The organism is Delftia lacustris, from assembly GCF_040267515.1.
Lineage (GTDB): Bacteria > Pseudomonadota > Gammaproteobacteria > Burkholderiales > Burkholderiaceae_C > Comamonas > Comamonas tsuruhatensis.
The window spans coordinates 3,510,760-3,537,105 of record NZ_CP141274.1 but is presented as its reverse complement, the minus strand read 5'-3'; the positions used below and the strand labels follow the sequence as shown (position 1 = coordinate 3,537,105).

General features: G+C 66.0%; 22 protein-coding genes. 3 read left to right on the top strand and 19 right to left on the bottom strand.

Annotated features, from left to right (window positions below; translation table 11 throughout):
• Positions 1-115 precede the first annotated feature (115 nt).
• The 15 genes from U6958_RS17600 to dapC form a co-directional block, all read right to left on the bottom strand.
• Positions 116-1,090 carry an isoaspartyl peptidase/L-asparaginase family protein gene (locus U6958_RS17600; protein WP_074922297.1) on the bottom strand — a complete coding sequence of 325 codons (975 nt, stop codon included), beginning with the start codon at positions 1,088-1,090 and terminating at the stop codon, positions 116-118.
• Positions 1,087-2,169, bottom strand: coding sequence for an amino acid ABC transporter permease (locus U6958_RS17595; protein WP_074922294.1), 1,083 nt, complete (start codon positions 2,167-2,169; stop codon positions 1,087-1,089). The genes U6958_RS17600 and U6958_RS17595 overlap by 4 nt, the downstream gene beginning before the upstream one ends.
• A 17-nt stretch (positions 2,170-2,186) precedes the next feature.
• A complete protein-coding gene (locus tag U6958_RS17590) occupies positions 2,187-3,236 on the bottom strand; it encodes an amino acid ABC transporter permease (RefSeq protein ID WP_016445933.1) in 1,050 nt (349 codons plus the stop codon).
• Between the two features lie 20 nt (positions 3,237-3,256).
• Positions 3,257-4,294: an amino acid ABC transporter substrate-binding protein gene (locus U6958_RS17585; RefSeq protein WP_074922292.1), complete on the bottom strand. Its 1,038-nt coding sequence runs from the start codon at positions 4,292-4,294 to the stop codon at positions 3,257-3,259.
• Complete coding sequence (locus tag U6958_RS17580) at positions 4,291-5,220, bottom strand: MurR/RpiR family transcriptional regulator (RefSeq protein ID WP_236884614.1); 930 nt, start codon at positions 5,218-5,220, stop codon at positions 4,291-4,293. The genes U6958_RS17585 and U6958_RS17580 overlap by 4 nt, the downstream gene beginning before the upstream one ends.
• Before the next feature lie 248 nt (positions 5,221-5,468).
• Complete coding sequence (locus U6958_RS17575; RefSeq protein WP_074922289.1) at positions 5,469-7,541, bottom strand: ABC-F family ATP-binding cassette domain-containing protein; 2,073 nt, start codon at positions 7,539-7,541, stop codon at positions 5,469-5,471.
• Positions 7,542-7,635: 94 nt separating this feature from the next.
• Positions 7,636-8,646 (bottom strand): tripartite tricarboxylate transporter substrate binding protein, encoded by a 1,011-nt coding sequence (locus U6958_RS17570; protein ID WP_016453490.1) that lies wholly within the window; start codon positions 8,644-8,646, stop codon positions 7,636-7,638.
• Positions 8,647-8,711: 65 nt separating this feature from the next.
• Positions 8,712-9,935: an acyl-CoA dehydrogenase family protein gene (locus tag U6958_RS17565; RefSeq protein WP_074922286.1), complete on the bottom strand. Its 1,224-nt coding sequence runs from the start codon at positions 9,933-9,935 to the stop codon at positions 8,712-8,714.
• Between the two features lies 1 nt (position 9,936).
• A complete protein-coding gene (locus U6958_RS17560; protein ID WP_074922283.1) occupies positions 9,937-11,529 on the bottom strand; it encodes a class I adenylate-forming enzyme family protein in 1,593 nt (530 codons plus the stop codon).
• 180 nt (positions 11,530-11,709) lie between these two features.
• The gene (locus U6958_RS17555) at positions 11,710-12,717 is read right to left on the bottom strand and encodes a LysR family transcriptional regulator (RefSeq protein ID WP_016445940.1); all 1,008 of its coding nucleotides are present in this window, start codon (positions 12,715-12,717) and stop codon (positions 11,710-11,712) included.
• Position 12,718: 1 nt separating this feature from the next.
• Positions 12,719-13,696 carry a 50S ribosomal protein L3 N(5)-glutamine methyltransferase gene (gene prmB, locus U6958_RS17550; protein WP_074922281.1) on the bottom strand — a complete coding sequence of 326 codons (978 nt, stop codon included), beginning with the start codon at positions 13,694-13,696 and terminating at the stop codon, positions 12,719-12,721.
• A 22-nt stretch (positions 13,697-13,718) separates the two neighbouring features.
• On the bottom strand, positions 13,719-14,879 hold the full coding sequence (gene dapE / locus U6958_RS17545) for a succinyl-diaminopimelate desuccinylase (RefSeq protein WP_016445942.1): 1,161 nt from the start codon (positions 14,877-14,879) through the stop codon (positions 13,719-13,721).
• 86 nt (positions 14,880-14,965) lie between these two features.
• Positions 14,966-16,135, bottom strand: coding sequence for a PilT/PilU family type 4a pilus ATPase (locus tag U6958_RS17540; RefSeq protein ID WP_016445943.1), 1,170 nt, complete (start codon positions 16,133-16,135; stop codon positions 14,966-14,968).
• A 180-nt stretch (positions 16,136-16,315) separates the two neighbouring features.
• Complete coding sequence (gene dapD, locus U6958_RS17535; RefSeq protein WP_012205450.1) at positions 16,316-17,140, bottom strand: 2,3,4,5-tetrahydropyridine-2,6-dicarboxylate N-succinyltransferase; 825 nt, start codon at positions 17,138-17,140, stop codon at positions 16,316-16,318.
• 51 nt (positions 17,141-17,191) lie between these two features.
• Complete coding sequence (gene dapC / locus U6958_RS17530) at positions 17,192-18,397, bottom strand: succinyldiaminopimelate transaminase (protein WP_074922267.1); 1,206 nt, start codon at positions 18,395-18,397, stop codon at positions 17,192-17,194.
• Between the two features lie 188 nt (positions 18,398-18,585).
• Here dapC and U6958_RS17525 point away from each other — a divergent pair, with 188 nt between their 5' ends.
• Positions 18,586-20,124 (top strand): methyl-accepting chemotaxis protein, encoded by a 1,539-nt coding sequence (locus tag U6958_RS17525; protein ID WP_074922264.1) that lies wholly within the window; start codon positions 18,586-18,588, stop codon positions 20,122-20,124.
• A gap of 36 nt (positions 20,125-20,160) precedes the next feature.
• On the opposite strand, the gene rsxB is transcribed toward U6958_RS17525, so the two are convergent.
• The 3 genes from rsxB to dusA all read right to left on the bottom strand — a co-directional run bounded on the left by rsxB (position 20,161) and on the right by dusA (position 23,452).
• Complete coding sequence (rsxB, locus tag U6958_RS17520; protein ID WP_074922261.1) at positions 20,161-20,877, bottom strand: electron transport complex subunit RsxB; 717 nt, start codon at positions 20,875-20,877, stop codon at positions 20,161-20,163.
• Positions 20,878-20,900: 23 nt separating this feature from the next.
• Positions 20,901-22,274: a polyhydroxyalkanoate depolymerase gene (locus U6958_RS17515; protein WP_016445947.1), complete on the bottom strand. Its 1,374-nt coding sequence runs from the start codon at positions 22,272-22,274 to the stop codon at positions 20,901-20,903.
• A 167-nt stretch (positions 22,275-22,441) separates the two neighbouring features.
• Positions 22,442-23,452 carry a tRNA dihydrouridine(20/20a) synthase DusA gene (gene dusA / locus U6958_RS17510; RefSeq protein ID WP_074922250.1) on the bottom strand — a complete coding sequence of 337 codons (1,011 nt, stop codon included), beginning with the start codon at positions 23,450-23,452 and terminating at the stop codon, positions 22,442-22,444.
• Between the two features lie 522 nt (positions 23,453-23,974).
• On the opposite strand from dusA, the gene U6958_RS17505 reads away from it, so the two are divergent.
• Positions 23,975-24,142, top strand: a complete 168-nt coding sequence (locus U6958_RS17505) for a hypothetical protein (protein ID WP_156493777.1) — start codon at positions 23,975-23,977, stop codon at positions 24,140-24,142.
• 73 nt (positions 24,143-24,215) lie between these two features.
• Positions 24,216-25,655: an HD domain-containing phosphohydrolase gene (locus U6958_RS17500; RefSeq protein ID WP_244160481.1), complete on the top strand. Its 1,440-nt coding sequence runs from the start codon at positions 24,216-24,218 to the stop codon at positions 25,653-25,655.
• A gap of 42 nt (positions 25,656-25,697) precedes the next feature.
• On the opposite strand, the gene U6958_RS17495 is transcribed toward U6958_RS17500, so the two are convergent.
• On the bottom strand, positions 25,698-26,225 hold the full coding sequence (locus tag U6958_RS17495; RefSeq protein ID WP_139223887.1) for a hypothetical protein: 528 nt from the start codon (positions 26,223-26,225) through the stop codon (positions 25,698-25,700).
• Positions 26,226-26,346 lie beyond the last annotated feature (121 nt).

The following is a 26,346-nucleotide window of genomic DNA, read 5'->3' as shown; positions in this document are numbered from 1 at the left end:
GAGAAAAAATCCGTTTCCTGACAGAGGCTTACGGGCGTGGCGGCCGATGTCGATGCTGTTACGCCTCGTTGCCCGCAATGCGTGGGCACAGGTCAACCCGGGGTGAAAACGTCCATCAGGCAAAAATCAGGGTCACGGCAGGCGCGTCGTCCACGATGTAGCCGCGGTACATGCCGGCGCTGTTGAAGGGGCAGTGCACGCGTCCGTCGCTGTCCACGGCCACCACGCCGCCCTGGCCACCGATGTGTGTCAGCGTGCCCCGCACTGCGGCGTCGGCTGCGAGTTCCAGGCTTTGCCCCAGGTAGCGCATGCGCGCATGGATGTCGTGCGCGATGGCTGCGCGCAGGAAATGCTCTCCGGTTCCGGTGGCCGCCACGGCGCAGGTGGTGCTGTCGGCGTAGAAACCTGCGCCCACCACAGGCGTGTCGCCCACGCGCCCGGGGCGCTTGTTGGTGAGCCCGCCGGTGGATGCGGCAGCGGCCAGGTTGCCATGCACATCGCGCGCCACGGCGCCGACCGTGCCCATCTTGCCGTTCTCGTTCAGCGGAGCAGGGTGCGCCGCCAGTCCGCTGGCGTCGTGGTCCAGCAGCGCGGTCTGGCCGGATTGCGCCTGCACCCGGCGCAGCTGTGCCAGGCGCTCGGCAGAGTCGAAGTAGCCTGCATCCATCCGCGCCAGCCCGCGCTCATCGGCAAACCGCTGCGCCCCTTCGCCGACCAGGAGCACGCACTGGCCATCGTCAAGAACATGCCGCGCCAGCGCAATCGGATTGCGCACCTGGCTGACGGAGGCGACTGCGCCGGCCCGCAGGTTGCTGCCGTCCATCAGGCCGGCGTCCATCTCGTGGCGCGCGTCGCGCGTGTAGACGGAGCCGCGCCCGGCATTGAACAGCGGGCAGTCTTCCAGGGACTGGCACGCGGCCTGGACGGCGTCCAGCGCGCTGGCGCCGCGCCGCAGCAGGGCGGCGCCCGCCTCCAGCGCCTGGGCCAGCGCGGCGTGGTAGGGGGCCTCGTCGGCCTGGCCCTGGATGACGGTGCCTGCTCCGCCGTGCACGGCAATGGAAAAATTTCGGGAGTTCTGGGGCATGTTCATTGGAGTGCGTAGCGCGATTCCAGGAAGCGGCCATAGCGGGCGATGCCCAGGCCGATGAGCAGGTAGACGGCACAGACCACCATGTACATCTCCACGAAGTACGCAATCCAGTGGGGGTCGCTCATGGCCATCTTCAGGGAGCCAGTGATGTCGTAGATGTTCACGATCGCCACCAGGGAGGTGTCCTTCACCGCGCCGATGAAGTTGCTCACCGTGGGCGCGATGGTCACGCGCAGCGCCTGCGGCAGGACCACGTGGCGCAGCACCTGCACCCTGGTGAAGCCCATGGCCTGGGCCGCCATGACCTGGCCTTGGGGCACGGCCTGCAGCCCGCCGCGAAACACCTCGGCAAGATAGGCCGCGCTGAAGGCCGCCAGGCAGACGGCGATGCGGACCATGGGGTCCACCCTCCATTGCGCGGGCACCAGCATGGGCAGCACGAAGGCCCCGAAGAACAGCAGCGTGATCAGGGGCACGCCGCGCACCGCTTCGATGAACAACGTGCAGAGCACGCGCAGCAAAGGCAGGCTGGAGCGCCGGCCCAGTGCCAGCAGGATGCCCAGCGGAACGCCGGCCAGGCAGGCGATCACGGCAAGGAACAGGGTCAGCGGCAGGCCGCCCCACAGATCGCTGGGCACGGGTGCCAGGCCGGCCACACCGCCGGCCATCAGCACGCCGAAGCCGGTCAACCCGGCCAGCAGCATCGCCATGCCGGCGCGGCCGAAGAAGCGCGGTAGCGCCGCCACGCCCACGCTGCCCAGCAGCCAAAGGCTGGCGGCGACGGGGCGCCATTGCTCTGCCACGGGATAGCGGCCCAGGAATACCAGGCGGTATTTCTCGCGCACCACGCCCCAGCAGGCGCCGGCCGCAGCGCGGCATGTGTCGGGGTTGGCTGCGGTTTCGGCGTCGAGCAGGCCCCAGACCAGCAGTTTCCAGCCCGCCCACAGCGCGGCCAGCAGCAGCGTGGCGGTGATGAGCCCGGAGAGCGCATCCGGAAACAGGCTGGCGCGCAGGCGCTGCGCCAGCGGAACCCGGGGCGGGGCCACCGGTAGGGCCGGTGCGCGGAGTACGGCACTCATGGGCAGGTCTTTCCCGGCTAGCGTGTGATGAAGGCACTGCGCTGGTTGAAGGCATTCAATGCCAGCGAGGTCAGCAGGTTGATGGCCAGGTAGACCACCGCGATGATGGTCACGCATTCGATGGCCTGGCCGGTCTGGCTCATGGCGGTGTTGGCGACCATCACCACGTCGGGGTAGCCGATGGCCACGGCCAGCGAGGAGTTCTTGATGGTGCTGAGCGCCAGGTTGGTATAGGGCGGAATGATCACCCGCAGGGCCTGCGGCAGCACGACCAGGCGCAGCTGCTGGCCGCGGCGCATGCCCAGGGCCGAGGCAGCATTCCATTGCCCGCGCGGCACGGCCTGCAGACCGGCGCGCACGATTTCAGCGCAATAGGCGGCGGCATACAGGCCCAGGGCTCCTACCAGGGCCAGGAATTCCGGCGTCAGCGCCAGTCCTCCGTCGATGCCGAACATGCCCGGTTGCGGAGAACTCCAGTGCCAGCCCGCCGCGCTGTCGTACACCGGGCCGGGCAGGGCCAGCCCCGCCTTGCTCAGAAAGCCCAGGGGGCCGATGGCCAGAGGCCGGTCCACGTCGGGCAGCAGCGAAGTCAGCGCGAAATACCACAGCAGCACCTGCACCAGCAGCGGGATGTTGCGCGCCACATCGACATAGAGGCGCACGGCGCCGCGCAGCAGCGGATGCCTTGCCACGGCGGCCACGCCCAGCAGCAGGCCCAGCACGGTGGCCAGCACGAGCGCGGGCACGGCGGCGCGAACCGTGTTGGCCACGCCGGCTGCGACCGCACGCAGGTAGCTGTCGCCGGGCTCGTAGGGCAGCAGCCCTTCGGAGATGGAAAAGCCGGCCGTCTGCTCCAGAAAGCCGAAGCCCCCGGCAATGCCGCGCGCGGCCATGTTGCGGCTGGCGTTGTGCGCCAGCCAGCCCAGCAGCAATATCAGCAGCCAGCCGATGGCGAGCTGCAAGGCCAGCCGGCCCCAGCGTGGCCGGGTGGGGGCCGGTGGCTGCCGTGCCCCGGTGTCGATGGCATTCACGGCTTTCACAGCATCTACAGCGTTCGCGGCGTTCATGGCAGGGTGCCCTCGGCGCGTCAGTTCATCGGCGGCGACATCATCAGGCCGCCCTTGGTGAACAGCGCGTTCTTGCCGCGCGGCACGTTCAGGCCCGACCTGGCGCCCAGGTTGCGCTCATAGCTCTCGCCATAGTTGCCCACGGCCTTGACGATGCGCAGCGCCCATTCCCTGTCCAGCCCCAGCTGCTTGCCCAGGTCGTCGCCCTGGCCCAGGAAACGCTTGACCTGGATGCTGTCGGAGCGGGTCTTGAGCTCGTCGGCATTGGCCTGGGTGATGCCCAGTTCCTCGGCCTCGATCATGGCGTTGAGTGTCCAGCGCACGACGGCGAACCATTCGTCGTCACCGCGGCGCACGGCGGGGCCGGCCGGCTCCTTGGAGATGATTTCGGGCAGGATCACGTAGTCGTCGGGGTTGGCCAGTTCCTTGCCGCGCAGCACGGCCAGGGCGCCGAGGTCGCCGGTATAGGCCTGGCAGCGCCCGCTGCTGAAGGCCTGCAGGGCGGCTTCGGGGTTGTCGAACACCACCGCCTTGTAGTTGAGCTTGTGGGCGCGAAAGTACTCCGACAGGGTCTTTTCCGTGGTGGATCCGCTGATCACGCAGACGGTGGCGCCAGAGAGCTGCTTGACGCTGTTCAGGCCGGGTTTCTTCCTGGCCATGAAGCCCTGGCCGTCGTGGAAATTGATGCCCGCCCACATCAGGCCCAGGCCGTTGTCGCGCGTGAAGGTCCAGGTGGTGTTGCGTGCCAGCAGATCGATCTCGCCGGACTGCAGCGCCGTGATGCGTGTCTGGCCGCTGGTGGGGATGAATTTCACCTTGGTGGCGTCGCCCAGGGTGGCAGCCGCCACGGCGCGGCAGAAATCCACGTCCAGCCCGGACCAGTTGCCGCTGCCGTCGGCCAGCGCAAAGCCTGCGCGCCCCGTGTGCACACCGCAGGCCACGGCGCCGCGCTGCTTGATGCCATCCAGCGTCTTGCCTGCGTGGGCCGGCGCGGCAGCGAGCGTGGCCGCGGCGGCCATCGAGGCGAAAAGAGAGCGGAAACGGGCAGGGGCATTCATGCGGAGTCCTTTGCGGCGGGATGGGGGGCCTGGGGTTGCGGCTTGCTCGCCGCAGGTGAAGCGGGGCTGCTGTCCGGTATCAGGTAGGGAAGCACCGACTCGGACAGTTCGACCAGGCTGCGCACGGCCTGGGGCGTGGCGCGGATGACCTGGGTGGCCAGCGCTTCGACCATGGCCATGGCCGCCAGCACCGACGATGGCAGCAGAGGGTGGGCGGCGGGTGCCAGCAGCACGTAGTCGGCCTGGCCGGCCAGCGGGCTGGTGGCCTCGTCGGTGATGGCGATGGTCAGGGCGCCCCGCTGGCGCGCATGCGCCGTCAGCTCCACCGCTTCGCGTGAGTAGCGCGGCAGCGAGATCGCGATCAGCACGTCCTGCTCCGTCAGCCCCGTCATGCGCCTGACGGCTTGCTCCGTGCCGCCTGCGCAGGCCACTTCCAGCACCTGGGGCAGATAAGGCTGCAGCGCGTCGGCGCCAAAGGCTGCCACATGGTGGGAGCTGCCAAAGCCCATGAACAGGACGCGCCGCGCGCGGCAGATGCGCTGGGCCAGTTGATCGAGCAGGCCGGGGTCGCAGGCCTGTGCGGCCGCCTGCAGATTGCGCTGCGTGTGCTCGAAGGCCTGCGCTCCCACGGCGCTTGCGGCAGGCTCGTGCGCCGCGCGCAGCTTGTTCACGGGCTCCAGGGCCTGTTGCAGCTGGCGGCCCAGGTGCAGGCGCAGATCGGCAAAGCCTTCGTAGCCGGCGTGCTTGGCGAAGCGGTTGACGGCAGCCAGGGAGCCTCCGCAGGCATTGGCCACTTCCTCGGCGCTCAGCGTGACGGCCAGGACCGGATGCGCGGCCATCCAGCGGCCGACCCGGGCGACGGCGGGCGAGCCATCGACGCTGGCGCGCAGCAGTTCCTGTACGGCGGGATGGGGGTGGAATTCCATGAATGAATGAAAATGAATGGTCTCTTTCATTCATTATTTTTTAGGAATGAAATCTTTCATTCAGGGGAAACCCTGAACCGAACGATCCATGCGTTCCGCTGGCTGCGGGGGAGTGCGGGGGCGTTGGGAGAGGGAGGGGCCTCAGGGGCGCACTTCGGCTGGGCCGAAGTGGAGCGCCGTCTTCACGCGGGACGACGCTTGTGGCAGGCGGTCCAATGGGACCGCCTGGTTTTCGAGAACGACTGGAATCAGTAGGACATCGCGGCCGACAGCTGCTCGATCTGCTCGCTCAGTTCCAGCCAGCGTTCCTCCAGGCTGTCGATCTCGTCGTTGCAGGCCTTGAGGCTGCGGCCTGCTTCGGCCATCTCGGCGGGCGAGATGGGCTGGCTCAGCAGGCCCTCCAGCCGCGTGCGTTCGGCCTGCAGCTGGGGCAGGCGCTTGTCCAGCTGTTCCAGTTCCTTCTTGAACGGCCGGGTCTTCTCGGCCATTTGCTGGCGGGCCAGGGCGGCCAGGCGCCGTTGCTCGCGCTGGTCTCCGGCGCTGGCGGCCGGCGGCATGGATGGGGCAGCGGGGGCCGGCGCCAGCGCAGCAGCCACGGGGGCCTGCACTGCAGGTGCTGCAGCTGCTGCACCTGCTGCGGGCTCCACCTGCGCTGCCGCCTTGCTGGTGGCCGCAGCCGCCTGTTCGGCCTTGCGGGCTTCCTCGCGCAGGCGGCGGGATTCTTCCAGCAGGTAGCGCTGGTAGTCGTCCAGGTCGCCGTCGAAGGGGCCGACCACCCCACGGCCGACCAGCCAGAAGTCCTCGCAGACCGAGCGCAGCAGGGCGCGGTCGTGGCTGACCAGCATGACGGTACCGTCGAAGTCGTTGATCGCCATGGCCAGGGCCTCGCGCGTGGCCAGGTCCAGGTGGTTGGTGGGCTCGTCCAGCAGCAGCAGGTTGGGGCGCTGCCAGACGATCATGGCCAGCACCAGGCGCGCCTTCTCGCCGCCGCTCATGCTGCCCACGGCCTGCTTGACCATGTCGCCGCTGAAGTTGAACGTACCCAGGTAGCTGCGCAGGTCCTGCTCGCGCGCCTGCGGGCCGGTGGCGCCGGTGTCCCGTGCCAGGCGGATCATGTGCTCCATCGGGTTTTCGCCGGGGCGCAGCACGTCCAGTTCCTGCTGGGCGAAGTAGCCGATGTTCAGGCCCTTGCCTTCGGTCACGGTGCCGGCCAGGGCCTTCATCTCGCGCGCGATGGTCTTGACCAGGGTGGACTTGCCCTGGCCGTTGGCACCCAGGATGCCGATGCGCTGGCCCGCCAGCACCGAGCGGTTGACGCCGCGCAGGATGGTGGTCGCCTGGCCTTCGTCGTCCAGGTAGCCGAATGCGGCGTCCGTGATCGCCAGCATGGGGTTGGGCAGGTTGGCGGGCGGCTTGAACTCGAAGGTGAAATCGGCGCTGGCCAGCATGGGTGCGACCTTTTCCATGCGCTCGATCTGCTTGACGCGGCTTTGCGCCTGCTTGGCCTTGGAGGCCTTGGCCTTGAAGCGGTCGATGAATTTTTGCAGGTGGGCGATCTTTTCCTGCTGGCGCTCGAACGAAGCCTGCTGCAGCAGCATCTGCTGGGCGCGCAGTTCCTCGAACTTGCTGTAGTTGCCGCCATAGCGCGTGACCTGCGCGTTTTCGATGTGCAGCGTGGTGTTGGTGATGGCGTCCAGGAATTCGCGGTCATGGCTGATCACGACCAGGGTGCCGGGGTAGCGCTTGAGCCAGGCTTCCAGCCAGACCAGGGCGTCCAGGTCCAAGTGGTTGGTGGGCTCGTCCAGCAGCAGCAGGTCGGAGGGGCACATCAGCGCGCGCGCCAGCTGCAGGCGCATGCGCCAGCCGCCGGAGAAGCTGTTGACGGGGTGCTCCAGCTCGGAGACCTTGAAGCCCAGGCCCAGGATCAGGGCCTGTGCGCGCGGCACGGCGTCGTGCGCGCCGGCATCGGCCAGGTCCACGTGGGCGTGGGCAATGGCCATGCCGTCCTCGCTGGCCTCGGCGGCCGCGAGCTGGGCGTTGAGCTCGCTCAAGCGGGTGTCGCCGTCCAGCACGAACTGGGTGGCCGTCTCCGAGGTCTCGGGCATGTTCTGCGCGACCTGGCCCAGGCGCCATTGCGAGGGGATGGAGAACTCTCCGCCGTCCTCGGCCAGGCTGCCGTTGAGCAGGGCGAACAGGCTGGACTTGCCGGCGCCATTGCGTCCGACAAGGCCGACTTTTTCACCGGGGTTGATGGAGACGGAGGTGCTGTCCAGCAGCACGCGGGTGCCGCGGCGCAGGGTAATGTTGCGAAGGCTGATCATGAATGGGCAGGATTATCCCAGCGATTGCGCCAGGGCAGGATTGCCGCCCGCCATGCCCGTGCCCGGCCACGGTGCAAAGCCCTGGTACCAGGCCCTAGATCGGCTGTATGCCCACGCGCTGCATCATGGACTGGGTGAACTGGATCTCGCGCTCGAAGCCCTTGGCATAGGCTTCGGCGCTGGTGATGGCGACCTTGCCGCCTTCCTGCTCCAGCAAGGCGATGACCTTGGGCTGCCTGAGCACCTCCTCCAGCGCCGTGCGCAGCCGCTGGACGATGGCATCGGGCGTGGCGGCCGGCACGGACACACCGCCCCAGGACGTGAGGTTGACGTCGGGCACGCCCAGCTCGGCCAGGGTCTGCACCTGGGGCAGCTTGGCGTTGCGCTGGGGGCCGGCAATGGCCAGCGGCACCAGCCTGCCCGCCAGCACCTGGGGATAGGCCACGGAAAACAGCGGGGCGCCGAAGGCCACCTGCTGGCCCAGCACGGCATTGACCAGCTCGGACGCGCCCTTGTAGGGCACATGGTTGACCTGCAGGCCCATGCTTGAGGCCAGCATCTCCACTCCCAGGTGCGATGGCGTGCCCACGCCGCCCGAGGCATAGTCCAGCGCGCCCGGCCTGGCCTTGGCGCGGGCGGCCAGGTCATCCAGCGTGCGCATGCCCGAGTCGGCATGCACGACGACCAGGATGTCCGAGCGCGACATACCCAGCACATGGCGGAAGTCCTTGAACACGTCGTAGCCGGGGCTTTTGTACATGCGCATGGCGGCGGCCATGGGCGAGCCCGAGTACAACAGGGTGTAGCCGTCCGCCGGTGCCTTGGCCACCTGGCGGGCGCCGATGTTGCCGCCCGCGCCGGCGCGGTTGTCTATCACCACGGGCTGGCCCAGCTGGGCCGACAGCGCCTCGGCCACGATGCGCGCGGCCGTGTCGGGGCTGGTGCCGGCCAGGTAGGGCACCACCCATTTGATGGGGCGCGTGGGCCAGGCGCTGTCGTGCGCGGAGGCTGTGGCGGCCCAGGGCAGGCCTGCCGCAAGCGATGCGGCGCCTGCAGCCCGCAGGAATTGGCGGCGGTCCTGGCCGCTGCTGGTGATGTGTGGCATGGCTTTGTCTCCTGGTCTTTTGTCTTTTCTGTTTGCTGGGGGAGTGCTGGGGCTGCCGGTCAGCCTCAGGCGCCGGCCCGCTCCAGCAGCTCCTTGGCGATGGTGTTGCGCTGTATCTCGCTGGTGCCCGTGAGCACGCGGTACATGCGCAGCATGCGGAACAGGAATTCCACGCGCCGGCCCTGGACGATGCCTTCGCCCCCATGGATCTGCACGGCGCGGTCGGCGATGCGGAACGCCGTCTCCGAGCAGAACAGCTTGCTCATCGAGGCCTGGGCGCGCGCGTCGATGCCGGCGTCGATGGCGCGGGCCGTCTGCACCATCAGCGCGCGCGCGGCCATCCATTCGGTGGCCATGTCGGCCAGCATGTGCTGTATGGACTGGAACTGGGCAATGCTGCGGCCGAATTGCTGGCGCCCCAGCGCGTAGTCACGCGCATCGCGCAGCGCCACCTGCGCCAGCCCCATCATGGCCGGGCAGTGCAGCAGGCGGTTGACGGTGATGCGGCCCAGCGCCAGGGCCAGGCCCCGGCCCGGCTCGCCGATCAACTGGGCAGCGGGCACGCGGCAGCCGTCGAGCACGATGTCTCCCGTGCTCGATTGACCGGCCATGGTCTTGTAGCCGCTGACCACCTGCACACCCGGTGCATGCAGGTCCACGAAGAAGGCGCTGATCTCGCGCTGCGGGCTGCCCTCGGGCGCGGTCGAGGCCATGAGCACGGCGAAGTCGGCAAACGGCGAGCCCGAGATGAAGCGCTTGCGGCCGTGGAGCACGTAATGGTCGCCTTCCAGCACGGCGCGCGTCTCCAGCGCGCCCGCGTCCGAGCCGGCCGCCGCCTCGGTCAGCGCAAAGCAGATGGACTTTTCGGCGCGTGCCACGGGCAGGATGAACTGCTCCATCTGCAAGGGCGTGGCCTTGCGGATCAGCGCGCCTATGCGCGGCGGGCCGCTGAGTTCGCCCAGCACATGGGGCGCGAAGGGCGATCCCGTGGCGTAGATGGCCTCCTTGACCAGCACCTGGTCGAGCACGGACAGGCCGGCGCCGCCCATGGCCTCGGGCAGGGTCATGCCGTAGAAGCCGCGCGCATGCGACAGCTTCCAGACCTGGCGCAGCAGCTCGGTGGAGGCGCTGTTTTCATGGTCCACGCCATGCGCGCGGGCGAGGTCGGCCAGTTCGCCGTGGATGAAGGCGTTGAGCGCGTCGATCAGGCCGGCTGCGCGCTCTGAGCCTTCAAAGGGCATTTCCAGCAGGGCAGCGTTGGCGGCGGGGAGTGTGTCTTTGGCGTTCATCTCAGTTCACCTTGCGGGCGTGGTTGGCCCAGTAGGGCGCCTGCACGGCGCGGCGCATGACCTTGCCGTTGGGGTTCTTGGGCAACTGCTGCACGAATTCGATGTGGCGCGGGCGCTTGAAGCCGCCCAGGCGCTCGGCGCAGAAGCGGTCCAGCGCGGCACTGTCGCCGGCCAGGCCGGGCTTGAGCACGATGTGGGCGGCCACGGCCTCGCCCCATTTGTCGTCGGGAATGGCGAACACGCAGGCATCGGCCACCGAGGCATGTTCGTAGAGCACGGACTCCACCTCGGACGGATAGACGTTGAAGCCGCCGCTGATGACCATGTCCTTCTTGCGGTCCACGATGTAGACAAAGCCCTGCTCGTCCATGCGGGCCAGGTCGCCCGTGTGGTAGCGGCCGTTCCTGAGCACCTCGGCCGTCAGCTCGGGCGCGCGCCAGTAGCCTGCGAAGACATCGGCGCCGCTGACCACGATCTCGCCGATCTCGCCCTCGGGCACGCGGCGGCCTTCGTCGTCCACCACCTCCACCAGGGATTCCAGAAAGGGCCGGCCGCAGGATGCCAGCCGCTCGGGCCGCGACGCGCGCGCCTGCAGGTGGTCCTGCACCGTCAGGCCGCAGACGCCGGAGGTGGTCTCGCCCGCGCCGTAGCCCTGGGACAGGATGGGGCCGAACACGTCCATGGCCTGCAGGATGCGCGCGGGCGCCATGGGCGCTGCGCCGTAGCCCAGGCGTTGCAGGTCGGGCAGCGGGCGGTAGCGGCCGCCGATCTCGGCCAGCAGCATGTTGATCATGGTGGGCACCATGAAGGTATGGGTGACGCGCCGCGCCTGCATCTCGGCCATGAAGGCGCCAGGCTCGAAGCCCGAGAACAGGTGGATGGTGGCGCCCGTGCACAGCGCCGGCACCATTTGCATGCCCGAGGCGTGGGTGACCGGCCCCACCAGTCCCAGCACATGGCCGGCCTGCATGCCCTCGCCGCGCATCAGGAACTTGCGCAGTTGGGCCAAGCGGTTGCCGAAGGTCTGCATGGCGGCCTTGAGCACGCCCGATGAGCCCGAGGTGTAGTGCAGCACGGCCACCTCGTGCTCGTGCACGTCCACGGGCTGGAAGCGGTCGCTGGCGCGGGCGAGCAGCGCTTCGTAGTTGCTGTCGGCAGGGCCGTCCAGCAGCAGCAGGCGCACGTCGGCAGACTGCAGGTGCGGCTTGAAGGCCTCGGCGCGCGCGGCCGTGGTCACGATGATGGAAGCATCGCTGTTGGCCGCGATATCGCCTACTTCGCGTGGAGACAGGCGTGCGTTGAAGGGCGCCTTGATGAGCCCGGCCTTGTAGCAGGCGATCTCGATCTCCACGATTTCCACGCAATTGGGCAGGTAGATGCCCACGCGGTCGCCGCGGGCCAGCCCCTGGGCAAGCAGGGCGTTCGCCACGCGGTTGGAGCGCTGCTCAAGCTCTGCGTAGCTGATGCTGCGCGCGGCGCTGGTCACCGCAGGCTGCTCGGCATGGGCCCTGCAGCTGCGTGCGACGAGTTCGCCGACGTTGGGTATGGGGAGGGAATGGGGGTGGCCTGCGGTGGGCCGGGATGTCTCGTGCATGGCATTCCTTGGCTGAAGCCGCGCGTTTTGCGCGGCGTGCCATGCACTGTTGCAGAAGAGGACCGGGCCGGGGAAATACCGATTAGTGATTCAGTTGCATCAGAAAAATTGATGTCCAGACCAACCCTTGCCGTTTTTGCTGATGACCATCGGACTGCCGCACTACGCTGGGCTGCTGCATCACATCTGCTGCGGATGCTGCCAGCGCGCCTGCCAGAGGCCCGCCGTGATCAGTTGCCGGGCCTGGTCCAGCAGTGCCTGCCGGACCACCTGCAGTGCCGGGTCACCGCCGCGGTTGGCCTGCACGGCCAGGAAGTAGCGGCGCAGCAGCGCGGGCGCCGCGACCTGGGCCACGATCCAGCCGGGCTGGAGGCCCGTGGGCGCCGCCTTGGCGCCCTCGCGCAGCCAGGCGGGCGCATCGCTCAGCGAGCAGGCGGGCGTGAAGGTGAAGCCCGCGCCGCAGTGGTAGAGCGAGCGGATGACGCGGGCGGAATCGTGTTCGTGGACGATGTTCAACCGCAGCTCCCGCGCATCGGCGGCGGCCTCCACGGTCTGGCGGATGGAAAAGCGGCGCGACTGCAGCACCAGCGGCAGCTGGCAGGCATGGGCAAAGTCCATGTGCGGCAGGCCGCCGTCCGGCGCCGGGCGCAGCAGCGGGGCCACGCTGCCATCGCCATCCTGGCCGCAGACGTAGATGGATTCCTCGGCCATGGGCTGCACCTGCAGGTCATGCAGGCTGGCCGTGTCCACAAGAATGGCCAAGTCGGCGCGCCGGTCCAGCATGGCCTTTTGCACCATCAGGCTCAGGTCGTCGAGCACGAAGATGCGTATGCGCGGGTGGCTGTGGCGCAGGCTGGCAATCAGGGGGCCTGCCAGCAGGCTGGTCAGCAAAAAGGGCAGGGCGATGGTGACCGAGCCTTCGGGGCCCTGGGGCAGGCGCTGTATGCGCTCGCGCATGGCATCGGCGTCGGACAGCAGGCGGCGGGCGTCCTCGTACAGCTGCGCGCCGGCCGGGGTGGGGGTCACGCCGGCGTGGCTGCGCTCCAGCAGTTGCGCACCCAGCTCGCCTTCCAGCTTCTTGATCTGCGCCGTGAGCGCAGGCTGGGCCACGTACAGCGAGTGCGCGGCGCGCGAGAGGCTGCCAGCCTCCAGCACGGCGATGAAGTAGCGCAGCGCCCGCAGGTCCATCTCAGCCCAGGGGGCGGTATTGCGGGCGCAGGGCCTCGATATCGCCTTCGGTCCAGGCGCGCAGTGCCTCCTGGGTGATCAGCAGCACCTGCTCGTCGCCCGAGCTGGTGTCCAGCCAGAACACGGGCAGGTCGGGGAAGGCGGCTTCGAAGAAGTCCTTTTCATTGCCGATCTCCAGCACGACCACGCCTTCCTTGGCCAGGCGCGAGGGCAGGTCCTGCAGCAGGCGGCGGATGAAGTCCATGCCGTCGGCACCGCCGGCCAGCGCCAGCTCGGGCTCGGCCTGGTACTCGGCGGGCAGGCGCGACATGCTGTCGGCGTTCACATAGGGCGGGTTGCACAGCACCAGGTCCCAGGGGCCGGGCAGGGCGGCCAGGCCGTCGCTTTCCAGCAATTGCACGCGCTCGGCGAGTTCATGGCGGTCCACGTTGATGCGTGCCACGGCCAGCGCGTCGGCCGAGATGTCGGCGCCCGTGACCTCGACCTCGGGCCAGGCCATGGCCGCCAGGCAGGCGAGGCTGCCGTTGCCGGTGCACAGGTCCAGCACGCGGCGCGTGCGGTCGGACAGCCAGCCGTCGATGCTGCCGTCGGCCAGCAGCTCGGCAATGAAGCTGCGCGGCACGATGGCGCGCTCGTCCACGTAGAAGGGCACGCCCTGCAGCCAGGCCTCGCGCGTGAGGTAGGCGGCGGGCTTGCGTGTGCGGATGCGCTCTGCGAACAGCTCGGCCACTTCGGCCTGCTGCTCGGCGCTCACCGGCTGGCTGGCCAGGGACTCGGGCGCGCCCGGCGCCAGTTCGCTGTCCAGTGGCAGGCCCAGCTTCCAGAGCGTGAGCCAGGCCGATTCGTCTTCGGCCGTGGCCGTGCCGTGGCCAAAGGCCACGCCGGCCGCCGTGAGCGCCGCGGCGCCCGAGGCCACGAGGTCGGCGATGGTGCTGCCCGAGATGGCGGGAAATTTGGCAGGGGTGGGGGCGGATGTCATCGTCGGCTCCTTGGGCGCGCGTTCAGGCGGCCTGCTGGCGCTGCAGCTCCTGGAGCGTGCGGCGGTAAATGTTCTTGAGGGGCTCGATGTCGGCCACCACGATGTGCTCGTCGATCTTGTGGATGCTGGCGTTGGGCGGGCCCACTTCCACGACCTGGCTGCAGATCTGGGCGATGAAGCGGCCGTCGCTGGTGCCGCCCGTGGTGGACAGCTCGGTCTCCAGGCCGGTCTCGGCGCGGATGGCCGCCTGCACGGCGTTCACCAGCGTGCCCGGCGTGGTCAGGAAGGGCTGACCGCCGATGGTCCAGGCCAGCTCGTACTCCAGCCCATGGCGGTCCAGCACGGCGTGCACGCGCTGCTGCAGCGATTCGGCCGTGGACTCGGTGCAGAAACGGAAGTTGAAGTCGATGGTCACATGGCCGGGGATGACGTTGGATGCGCCCGTGCCGCCATGCATGTTGCTGATCTGCCAGCTGGTGGGCGGGAAGAAGGCGTTGCCCTCGTCCCATCGCGTGGCGGCCAGTTCGGCCAGGGCCGGCAGGGCCTGGTGGATGGGGTTGCGCGCCAGCTGCGGGTAGGCGATGTGGCCCTGGATGCCCTTGACGGTGAGGCGTCCGCTCATGGTGCCCCGGCGGCCGTTCTTGATCATGTCGCCCGTGCGGTCCACGGAGGTGGGCTCGCCCACGATGCACCAGTCCAGGCGCTCGCCGCGCTCGCGCAGCAACTCGACCACGACCTTGGTGCCGTCCACCGAAGGGCCTTCCTCGTCGCTGGTCAGCAGCAGGGCAATGTCGAAGGAGGGAGTTGGCGTCTCGGCCAGGAACTCCTCCAGTGCCACGACAAAGGCGGCGATGGAGGTCTTCATGTCGCTGGCGCCGCGGCCGTACAGCTTGCCGTCGCGGTGCGTGGGCACGAAGGGAGGGCTGCTCCACTGCTCCAGGGGGCCGGTGGGCACCACGTCGGTATGACCGGCAAAGACCAGCACGGGCCGGTCGGTGCCTGCGCCGGAGCGCCTGGCCCAGAGATTGCGCACGCGAAAGCTGTCGGGGCCGCTGTCGATGCGCTCGCAGGCAAAGCCCATGGGCAGCAGGGCATCGGCCAGGAGTTCAAGGCAGCCGGCGTCTTCCGGGGTCACGGATGGCAGGCTGATCAGCTGCTCGGTCAGTTGCAAGGTGCGGGACATGGTGGGAAGGTCAAAAAAACAAAAAAGTCGGAGGGCTGGCTGGCGCCAGCGTGCTCCGACATTGTGAACGCTGCAGGCCCGGCCGTTCAGTTCGGCTTGACTTCCAGCATGATTTCGGTGAACGAGGGCATGTCGTCCTCGCCGGGCGTGGCCAGTTCGGCGAACTGGCTGGACGGCGCGGCATGGCCGGCCTTGACCACGTCGTTTTCCAGGCGCCACATCAGGTTGGTGGGCGAGTCGGCAAAGGCCAGTCCCTCGGCGCGGTCGATGCGGCCCGAGCGGATCAGCTGGGCCAGCGCCTCTTCAAAGGTCTGCGAGCCTTCGGCCATGGATTTCTCCATGGCCTCCTTGACGCCCGAGAAGTTGCCGCGCTCGATGAGGTCGGCGATCAGCTTGGTGTTGAGCATCACCTCGACGGCCGGCATGCGGCCGCCATCCACGGTGCGCACCAGGCGCTGGGAGATCACGCCCTTGAGCGCTGCCGACAGCTCGCCCAGCATGGTCGGCCGGATTTCCTCGGGGAAGAAGGACAGGATGCGGTTGAGCGCGTGGTAGCTGTTGTTGGCGTGCAGCGTGGCAAGGCACAAATGGCCCGACTGCGCAAAGCCCATGGCCGAGGACATGGTCTCGCGGTCGCGGATCTCGCCGATCAGGATCACGTCGGGCGCCTGGCGCAGCGCATTCTTGAGCGCAACCTGCAGCGATGCCGTGTCGGATCCCACTTCGCGCTGGTTGACGATGGAGCGCTTGTTGCGGAACTGGTATTCGATGGGGTCCTCGATGGTGAGGATGTGGCCCGTGAGCTTTTCATTGCGCGCGTCGATCATCGAGGCCAGCGTCGTGCTCTTGCCCGAGCCCGTGGAGCCCACGACCAGCAGCAGGCCGCGCTTTTGCATGATCAGCTCGCCCAGCACGGGCGGCAGGTTCAGCGTGTCCATGGGCGGGATGTGCTGGGCGATGAAGCGGATCACCACGGCGCAGCTGCCGCGCTGGTGCATGGCGCTGACGCGGAAACGCCCCACGCCGCGCAGCGGCACGCCCATGTTGAGCTCGCCCGTCTCGTCCAGCTCCTGCAGGCGCTCGGCCGGCACGATCTCGGCCAGCAGGCTGCGCGGCGCATCCGGCGGCAGCAGCTGGTTGTTGATGGGGACGCATTCGCCGTTGATCTTGATCAGCGCCGGCGCGTTGACCGCAAGGTAGACGTCGGACGCCTGCTTCTCGCCCATCAGGCGCAAAATCCTCTCCATCGTGCCCATGTGTTCCCCCAAATTCGTGTGCTGTCGCTGTTCTTGGATCGTTGTCACGCGCTTTTGACGTGAAACGGGCGTCCGCTGCCTGGTGGCCGGGGACGCCCTCGAGAGTATGCCTTGGTCCATCCCCTGAACAGGGGATGTTTTGGCGCCGCAACCACGCCTTTGGCGCGGTCCGGATGCAGGTCAATCGCGCAGCAGGTCGTTCAGGCTCGTGGTGGAGCGTGTCTTGGCATCGACCTTCTTGACGATGATGGCGGCGTACATGCTGTAGCGGCCGTTGTCCTTGGGCAGGTTGCCCGACACCACCACCGAGCCGGCGGGCACGCGGCCGTAGCTGGTCTCGCCGGTCGCACGGTCATAGATGGGAGTGGACTGGCCGATGTACACGCCCATGGAGATCACCGAGTTCTCTTCCACGATCACGCCTTCGACGATTTCGGAACGCGCGCCGATGAAGCAGTTGTCCTCGATGATGGTCGGGTTGGCCTGCAGCGGCTCCAGCACGCCGCCCAGGCCCACGCCGCCGGACAGGTGCACGTTCTTGCCGACCTGAGCGCAGGAGCCCACGGTGGCCCAGGTGTCGACCATGGTGCCTTCGTCCACGTAGGCGCCGATGTTCACGTAGGAGGGCATCAGGATGGCGCCCTTGGCCACGAAGCTGCCACGGCGGGCCACCGCCGGAGGCACGACGCGCACGCCGGTGGCGGCGATCTCGGCTTCGGTCATGCCGGCGAACTTGGTGGGCACCTTGTCGAAGAAGTTCAGGTCGCCGGACTGCATCAGCACGTTGTCCTTGAGGCGGAAGGACAGCAGCACGGCCTTCTTGATCCACTGGTGCACGGTCCACTGGCCCACGCCTTCGCGCGTGGCCACGCGCAGCTGGCCGTTGTTCAGGGCTTCGATCACGTGGTCCACGGCCTCGGTCACTTCCTTGGGCGCGGCAGCGGGGGAGAGGCTGGCACGGTTGTCCCAGGCGGTGTCGATGATGGATTGCAGCTGTTGCGTCATATGGCTTTGGTGATCAAAGGGTTTGTGAGGAAAGGGGTGGCCAGGCGTGGCTCAGCGCTGGCGTGATTCTATGAATTGTGCAATGCGCTGGGCCGCCTCCAGGCATTCGGCGGTCTCGGCCACCAGGGCCATGCGCACGCGCCCGGCGCCCGGATTGCGGCCATTGGCCTCGCGCGCCAGGTAGCTGCCGGGCAGCACGGTCACGCCGGTGGTGGCATACAGCTCGCGGGCAAAGTCGGCGTCGTCCAGGCCCAGCGATTCGGGAATGCCGGCCCACAGGTAGAAGCTTGCGTCGGGCAGGCGCACATCCATCACGCGCGCCAGCACGGGGGTGACCTGGTTGAATTTTTCGCGGTACAGGCGGCGGTTTTCCTCGACATGGACCTCGTCGCCCCAGGCCGCGATGCTGGCCGTCTGCACCACGGGGCTCATGGCGCCGCCGTGGTAGGTGCGGTACAGCAAAAAGGCCTTGATCAGGGCCGCATCGCCCGCCACGAAACCGCTGCGCAGGCCAGGCACGTTGCTGCGCTTGGACAGGCTGGTGAACATCAGCAGGTTCTTGTAGTCCGTGCGGCCCAGGCGCTGCGCGGCTTCCAGTCCGCCCAGGGGAGGCGTGCCGTCGAAGTAGATCTCGCTATAGCACTCGTCGCTGGCAATCACGAAGCCATGGCGGTCGGACAGCGCAAACAGCTTTTCCCATTCGGCCAGCGGCATCACCGCGCCCGTGGGGTTGCCGGGAGAGCACACGAAGATCAGCTGGGTCTTTTCCCACACGTCGGCGGGAACGCTGTCCCAGTCCACCGCGAAATTGCGCGCAGCATCGCTGGGGGCGTAGTACGGCTGGGCGCCGGCCAGCAGGGTGGCGCCTTCGTAGATTTGATAGAACGGGTTGGGGCAGATCACGCGCGCGCCGTCCTGGCTGGCATCCACCACGACCTGGGTGAAGGAGAACAGGGCCTCGCGCGAGCCGTTGACCGGCAGCACCTGGGCGGCGGCGTCCAGCGCAATGCCGTAGCGCTGGCGCGCCCACTGGGCGCAGGCTTCGCGCAGCGCGGGCTCGCCGGCGGTGGCCGGGTACTTGGCCAGGCCGCCCAGGTCGGCGCTCAGCGCCTGTTCGATGAAGGGCGGCGTGGCATGGCGGGGCTCTCCGATGCCAAGGCTGATGGGGCGCACGCCCGCCGGTGGCTGGACCCCGGCGAACAGTTTGCGAAGACGCTCAAACGGGTAGGGCTGGAGTCGGGAGAGCAGGGGATTCATGGGCTCGCATTATGGATTGATGCGCTTTCGGCATGCCGTTGTCACAGGGGACTGCGGGTCTGCACGCTGGCTTTTTTGCATTCTGTTACCTATTCTGGCATGGTCTCGACTGGGGCCATGCCAACTCGTGTGGCGGGGCCTCGCAAACGGTGAATTCCAGATACCAATGACAAGAGAGGCAGACAGCTATGCAGGCAGGCGCTGGCATGGAAAAAGATGGAAGCAGGCATCGTAAGCGTACATCCGGCCCAGGTGCCGGCTTCCTCGTATGCACGGTGTGGGCATTGGCGGGGCCGGCGCTGGCGTTGGTGGCCGATTCGCTGGGCCTGGGGCCCTGGGTTTGGGCAGCCTTGCTGCTGTGGGCCGGGCTGCTGCTGGGCGGCATGCACAGGCTCTGGTCGCGGGTGATCGGCGAGCGCGAATTGCTGCAGCAGGCCATGCAGGGCATCGCCCAGGGAGACCTGAGCCAGCGCGTGGCCGTGGAGGCTGCGGCCTCCCAGGAGGGCGCAGGCGACGTCCAGACGCCCAAGGCCTTGCTGGGCGGCATGGTGACCTCGCTGTCTGGCATGGTGGCCGATGTGCGCAGCAATGCGGCCCTGGTGGCGCAGGCTGGGCAACAACTGGTGAACGAGCACCAGGCACTGTCCGATCGCACCGAACTGCAGGCCACCAACCTGGCCCAGACCGTGGTCAGCGTGGAGCAGCTCAGCAGCGCCGTGCAGCACAACGCCGACGTGGTGGGCGTGGTCCACCACCAGGCCAGCGCGGTGCGCGGCGCGGCCGATGAAGGCGTGGTGGCCATGGGCCGCGCCGTGGAGTCGGTGGAGACCATTGAAAGCAGCGCCGGCCGCATGCGCGAGATCATCGGCGTGATCGACGGCATAGCGTTTCAGACCAACATCCTGGCGCTGAACGCTGCCGTGGAGGCGGCGCGTGCGGGCGAGCAGGGCCGCGGCTTTGCCGTGGTGGCCAGCGAGGTGCGCTCCCTGGCCGGCCGCTCGGCCGAGGCGGCGCGCGAGATCCGCCACCTGATCGGCGATGCGCTGGCCCAGGTGGAGCACAGCACCGAACTGATCCGCACGGCCGGACGTGGCATGGAGCGCGTGACCGAAGGCATTCGCCAGGTGGCCGAGCACATGGGAGAGCTGTCGCAGTCCACCGGCAGCCAAAGCACGGGCCTGGCCGAGATCAGCCGCGCCGTGCACCAGATCGACGAGATCACCCAGCACAACGCGCAGATGGTGGGCCACGCGCTGGACCAGGCACGCGCGCTGCAGCAGCGCGCGCAGATGCTGTCAGGGGCGGTGTCGCGCTTTCGGCTGCAGCAGGGCACGGCGGAGGAGGCCGTGGCCCTGGTCGAGTCGGCCCTGGGCCTGGCGCGGCGCGGAGTGGCCACCGAGGCACTGCTGGCCGCCGTGAACGACCCCGGCCAGCCCTTCCATGACCGCGATATGTACGTTTTCGCCCTGGCCGCCGACGGCAGCTACCGCGCCTTTGGCGGCAACCCTGCGCGTGTGGGCGTGCGCGTGCAGGAGCTGCCAGGCGTGCGGGGTGAGCAGCTGCTGGCCGACATCATTGCCCAGGCCGAGCGCGGCCCAGGCTGGGTGGAGTACGACTTCAGAAACCCTGCCACGCAACAGGTACAGACCAAGATGTCCTTCGTCTGCAAGCATGGCGGGCTGTACTGGGGATGCGGCGTCTACAAGAGTCTGGCGCTGGCGGCCTAGCCTTGGCCTGGAAGGCAGACTGCCGCCTGGCGGGCTTCACTGGCACGCGTTCGGCGATGAACCGCCGCCCGCGCGCTGGGCACGTGCGCGGGCCAGGATGGCGGCGATGGTGGCCTGCTTGCTCTCGGCCACGGGAGGTGCGGGGCAGGGTGCTTGAGGGCTGGCGTCGTCGGCTGCTGCCTGCTCTGCCTGCGCAAGAGGCGTCGCTGCCCGGCTTGCACTCAAACGCTCGCGCTCCACTTCACGCTCGCGGTGCAGCACATAGCGCTGGCGCGCATGCTCGGCCTGCTGGGGGCTCCAGGCAGACCAGCCTGTGGCCGGGCCGCTGGCGTTGTGCAGTTCGATGCAATCGACCGGACACACGGGAATGCACAGTTCGCATCCCGTGCAGTGGGCTGCGATCACCGTGTGCATGAACTTGTTGGCCCCCAGGATGGCATCCGTGGGGCAGGCCTTGATGCACAGGGTGCAACCGATGCACCAGGCCTCGTCGATCACGGCCACGGTGCGCGGGGCTTCCATGCCGTGCTCGGCGCTCAGCGCAACAACGGGCCGGCCCGTCAATGCGGCCAGCCGCTCCACGCCCGCAGCGCCGCCCGGTGGGCACTGGTTGATGCCAGCCTCGCCCGAGGCCACGGCCTGGGCGTAGCTGGCGCAGTCAGGGTAGCCGCAACGCGTGCACTGCGTCTGCGGCAGCGCGGCGTCTATGCGCGCTGCCAGATCGTCGCGGGCGAGCATGGCGGTGGAGGACATGGCGTGGCGGGCTTGCTCGGGAATCAGCCTGCCTGCACCTTGGCGCCACGCTTGCGTGGCTGCTCGGCGGCCGTTGGCGCGTCATCGCTCAGGCTGCTGGCATGGCCTGCAGCGCTGGCGGCGGTGGCGCTCTCGGGCTGGTGGGTGCTGATGAATTCGCGCACCTGCGGATAGACGATCTCTCGCCAGCGGCGGCCGCTGAAAATCCCGTAGTGTCCCGCGCCCGGCACTTCAAGGTGCCTGCGCTGATCCGCGGCAATGCCCGTGCACAGATCGTGCGCAGCCCGCGTCTGGCCGGAGCCGGAGATGTCGTCCAGCTCGCCCTCGATGGTCAGCAGGGCGCTGCCCTTGATGTCCTGCGGGCGCACCAGTTCAACCTTGTCCTCGGGCGAACGCACTTCCCAGGTGCCATGGACCAGCTTGTAGTCCTGGAACACCGTGGCGATGGTCTCGAGGTAGTAGTCGGCATCCATGTCGAGCACGGCGTTGTACTCGTCATAGAACTTGCGGTGGTGCTCGGCGCTGGCGTCGTCACCCTTGATCAGGTCCTTGAAGTAGTCGTAGTGGCTCTTGGCGTGGCGATCCGGGTTCATGGCCACGAAGCCCGAGTACTGCAGGAAGCCGGGGTAGACGCGGCGACCCACGCCCGGATAGCCTTCGGGCACGCGGTAGATCACATTGTTCTCGAACCACTCGAAGCTGCGGTTCTGCGCCAGGTTGTTCACCGAGGTCGGCGAGCGGCGCGCATCGATGGGGCCGCCCATCATGGTCATGGACAGCGGAGGCGTCTCGCCACGGCTGGCCATCAGCGACACGGCAGCCAGCACCGGCACCGTGGGCTGGCAGACGCTGACCACATGGCACTGGCCGTACTTGCCCTGCAGGTAGCGGATGAACTCCTGCACATAGTTCACGTAGTCGTCGAGGTGGAACTCGCCATCGGCCAGCGGCACCAGGCGGGCGTTCTTCCAGTCGGTGATGTAGACCTTGTGGTCGCCCAGCATGCTTTGCACCGTATCGCGCAGCAGCGTGGCGTAGTGGCCAGACAGCGGCGCCACGATCAGCACCACGGGCTGGCTCAGCATGGTCTGCAGTGTCTCGGTGTCGTCGGAGAAGCGCTTGAAGCGGCGCAGCTCGCAAAACGGCTTGTCCACTTCGACCCGCTCACGGATCGTCACGTCCACGCCGCCGACATCGACGCTGCGCAGGTTGAACTCGGGCTTTTCGTAATCCTTGCCCAGGCGGTAGAACAGGTCGAACCCGGCGGCCATGCGCTGGGACATCGGACCCTGGCTCAGCAGCGAGTGGGGGTTGCTGTAGAGCTTGGCTGCAGCCTGCGCGAAATCGGCAAAGGGCTCGACCATGGCGCGCTGGATTTCGTAGAGCTGATAGAGCATGGATACAAGGGGTTGTTTGGATTTGTTGCAGTGCAATATATCAGCAGCACGCTAAGAAAATTGGTAGTAAAACCCCTCTAATGCTGTCGCTTAAGTGATAGCTTGACTGATGGTTGTAAGCTGGCGGCCGCCCAGCCCCCGGCATTCCTGCAATGCAGTGCGGCGCGCTAGGCGGCAAGCGCCGCTTCGGCCGGTTTGGTGCGCGCAAGCCGCATCACCTCTGAAGGCGGCAATTGCTTGAACTGGTGGTTGCTCCACACCTGGCGCCAGCGCCGCGCACCTGCCAGCCCGTTGCGCAACCCCAACATATGGCGGGCTATCGAATACCAGTGCGTGCCGTGCGTGCGCGCCTCTCGCTCCATGTAGGCCACCATCTGCTCCTCGATGGACTCGCGCGTGTGCTCCACGCCAGCAACGCCGTAGTACAGCGCATCCCACGAGGCCAGCCACCAGGGGTTGTGATAGGCCTCACGCCCCACCATCACGCCATCGACCTGCTGCAGCAGCTCCTGCACGGTGGCGTCGGCCTTGATGCCGCCATTGATGGCAATGGTCAGCTGCGGAAAATCCTGCTTGAGCCGGGCCACGATCTCGTAGCGCAGCGGCGGGATCTCGCGGTTTTCCTTGGGAGACAAGCCTTTGAGCCAGGCATTGCGTGCGTGAACGATGAACACGCGGCATCCCGCATCGGCCACCGTGCCCACGAAGTCGCGCACGAATTCGTAGCTCTCGTCCTTGTCGATGCCGATGCGGTGCTTCACCGTGACAGGCACGTCCACCACATCCACCATGGCCTTCACGCAATCGGCCACCAGCGGCGCCTCGTTCATCAGGCAGGCGCCAAATGCACCGCGCTGCACCCGCTCGCTGGGGCAGCCGCAGTTCAGATTGATCTCGTCATATCCCCACTGCGCTCCCAACCGCGCAGCCTGCGCCAGATCCGACGGCTCGCTGCCGCCGAGCTGCAACGCCACCGGATGCTCCTCGGCCTCGAACCGCAGATGCCGTGGCACATCACCGTGCAGCAGTGCGCCCGTGGTCACCATCTCGGTATACAGCAGGGTATGGCGGCTCAGCAGTCGGTGCAGGTAGCGGCAGTGCTTGTCAGTCCAGTCCATCATGGGCGCCACGGACATGCGCCACATGCTGGAAGATGCTTGATTTTCTACGTTTGTCATTGATCTGATTGGGTTTTTTGCTCTGGCGTCGTTGCCTGGTTCTTCGCCATCCAACCCCGTTTTTGCTGATTTTCTCGCTGGCTTTGCCACATCCTTCACCTGTCGCAAAACAGATGGGGCCATCACTTCACGCAAACGCACGGATGGCTTGCTTGCCCGCTTGCCTGCACCGCACAGATCCGGCTGATGGAGAACGGCACGTTTGTCCACCGCGAAAGCCAGGCCTACCGTCGGAAAGTGCTGGCCAATGGGTGGCTGCGCAGGCGCGAGCACGAGATGGACCAGGAGCACGCTTTTGGCCAGGCGCCAGGCCGTGCACAAGAAAATTTCAGTGGGGGAGCCACTGCGGGATTATGTCAGTGCGGTCAAAAACGTGACTGAGTGGGGCCGTTGCAAAAAGGCCGGCATCGCGCGACTGCAGGCCTCTGGTCGGGCCGACCTCCAGGCCGCCAAGCTCACGGTGCAGGATCTGATGGGCCACACCAAGAAGCGGCGCACGGAAGACGAGGCCGGCCCGCCGCCGTGCTCAATGACATGGTGTGGCTGCGCCAGGTCTTCCTGCATGCTTCGGCCGCGCGCGGCATTGATGCGCCGCTGCAGGTGCTGGACCGCGCCAGGCTCAAGCTGCTGCGCACGCGGGTGCCCGCCTACGCGGCCGGGCTTCAAGCGTGGCCGACAAGACTGCCTTGAATCCAAGTGAGAGCTCTGCCTGGAGCAAATTTCATCCATTGCGCGAAACTGGGGTAATGGGAGCTAGATGTAAGTGAGTGGCGAGAAGCGGATAAATTTGATCTTCATTCATTTGGTGTTGGTAAAGAATTTCTATCTGCACATTGCCTTTCGATGGCATATTGGCGAGGCCATGCATCGAATAAGACAAATGGAGGCACGCCAAATGAATGTTAGAGAGAGGCAAGAATCATTCGCGCCGCAATCGCGGTTGCAAGCATTGATGGTTGATTGCGAGGTGGAAGATTTTTCAGGGTTGGGCCTGTTGCTCGGTCAGGCTGGATATGATACGCGAATGGCGGCAAGTGCGCCGGAAGCGTTGGCTGAGTTTGCTGGTGGACGAATTGACTTGTTGATATGCAATACGCGTGTAATTGACAAGGATGGTGGGCAGTGGCTGGAAAATCTTGTTGGGCAGTCCCCTGATCTGTTCGTGATTTTTCTTTCGGAATGCAGTACCGTGGCAATTACGAAAGGCCTTGGTCGGTTGCTGGGCTTGCACCGTCACATAGTCAAACCTTGGAATAGTGAGCAATTTTTGGCTGTCATTGAGCAACTGAATGATCAAAAAATTACACGCTATGAGAATATTCGGCTAGAGCAAAAAAATAGAGCGCTGACGAAGGAGTTGGCAGAACTAAATGTAACTGTTGAGCTGACTGCCCATGAGCATGACGACGAATTGTTGGAGGCGCATAGGAAACTTAAAAAAAGCTTCGTCGCATCGATCCGAATGTTTTCAAATCTGCTTGAGTGGCGAGGGGGGATACTTGCCGGACATTCAAGACGCGTTGCGGATCTAACCCGCCGAACCGCAAGTATTATGCAGCTAAGTGAAGCAGAGCAGCAGAATGCTTTTGTCGCTGCGCTCATTCATGATATCGCTCATATTACTCTTCCCGATGGGATGTTAAGCAAGCCCGTCCCAAGTTTAAGTCATGAGGAACTGGATAAGTATAGAAACCATAGCAGTTTGGGAGAGCAACTGCTTCTGTCGATAGATGATGCGCATCTTGTCGCTACTCTCGTCAGGTCTCACCATGAGCGATTCGATGGAGCAGGTTACCCTGATGGCCTAAAGGGGAAGGATATTCCAATAGGTGCTCGCATAATTGCGGTTGCTGATTTTTACGATGACCTGATGGTGGGGCATTTGAGCAGTAAGCCGCTAACTTGCGCAGAGGCAAGAACGCTCATTTCGCATAGTAGGGGAGCACAATTTGATCCAGAGGTTGTGGATGCTTTCTTGCAAATTGTGATTCAGGCGACCCCTGCTCCCGACCCGGCTCCAATTAATGTTCCCTGTTCAGAACTGAGGCCAGGGATGATTTTGGCTCAAGACTTCGTATCGAGGGAAGGCTTGGTCTTGCTTACAGCAGGTCGAGTTTTGACGCCAGAGTTGATACGCAGAATGCAATTGCGTGTTGATCTTGGTCGAAAGTTTCCAATTCGTGCTGTAGCGACGGCTGTTTGATTGGATTGAGTAATTATTTTGGTCTGGACTTGGTCCAGTTTTTTATAGCCTTCGCTCTCTGGTTGTTTTTGAGAATTTGAGTAGAATTTCTCCATTGGTTGTAATTGCTTGTTTTTCTGATATGTCAGCTATAAGTGAAGGCGGTACTTCTGTTGAATACAGCTTGTTTTTGCTTATTCTATATAAAATCCTCGTTTTTCCGACTATGAATTCATCTCCTTCGATTATTCCTATATACCGGCCATTTTTTGTATAGGCTTTCCACCATCCGCCTTCGATCATTTTATGCCTCGCTGTGCTGTGATTTATTATTGGCGCCACCATGCCAATTCTTGAGCATGAAATGTTATTATGAAAGCCGCTCGATATTTCAATTGATGCAAAATTTGACAAAGTAATTGATTTTGATAATTTATTATCAAAATCACGCTTGGCAAGAGTAATATCTGGATATACGTGGAAACACGGATGGTCACTTGGCGTAAATCTCGACGTCGTGCCTACCAAGGCTGCCACCTTCGGCAGGATGAGCAAGGAACACATGCAGGCGCCGCAGTGGGAGCGCATCAAGCGGGATTGCTGGAGCCGGTCCTCGCTGCGCGTCCGTAGGACTCTCGCCACCGGAATCTTGCCCAGGGACCGACAGCCTGCAGCCTGTTGCTGGCACACCATGACAGCTCTGAAGCAACAG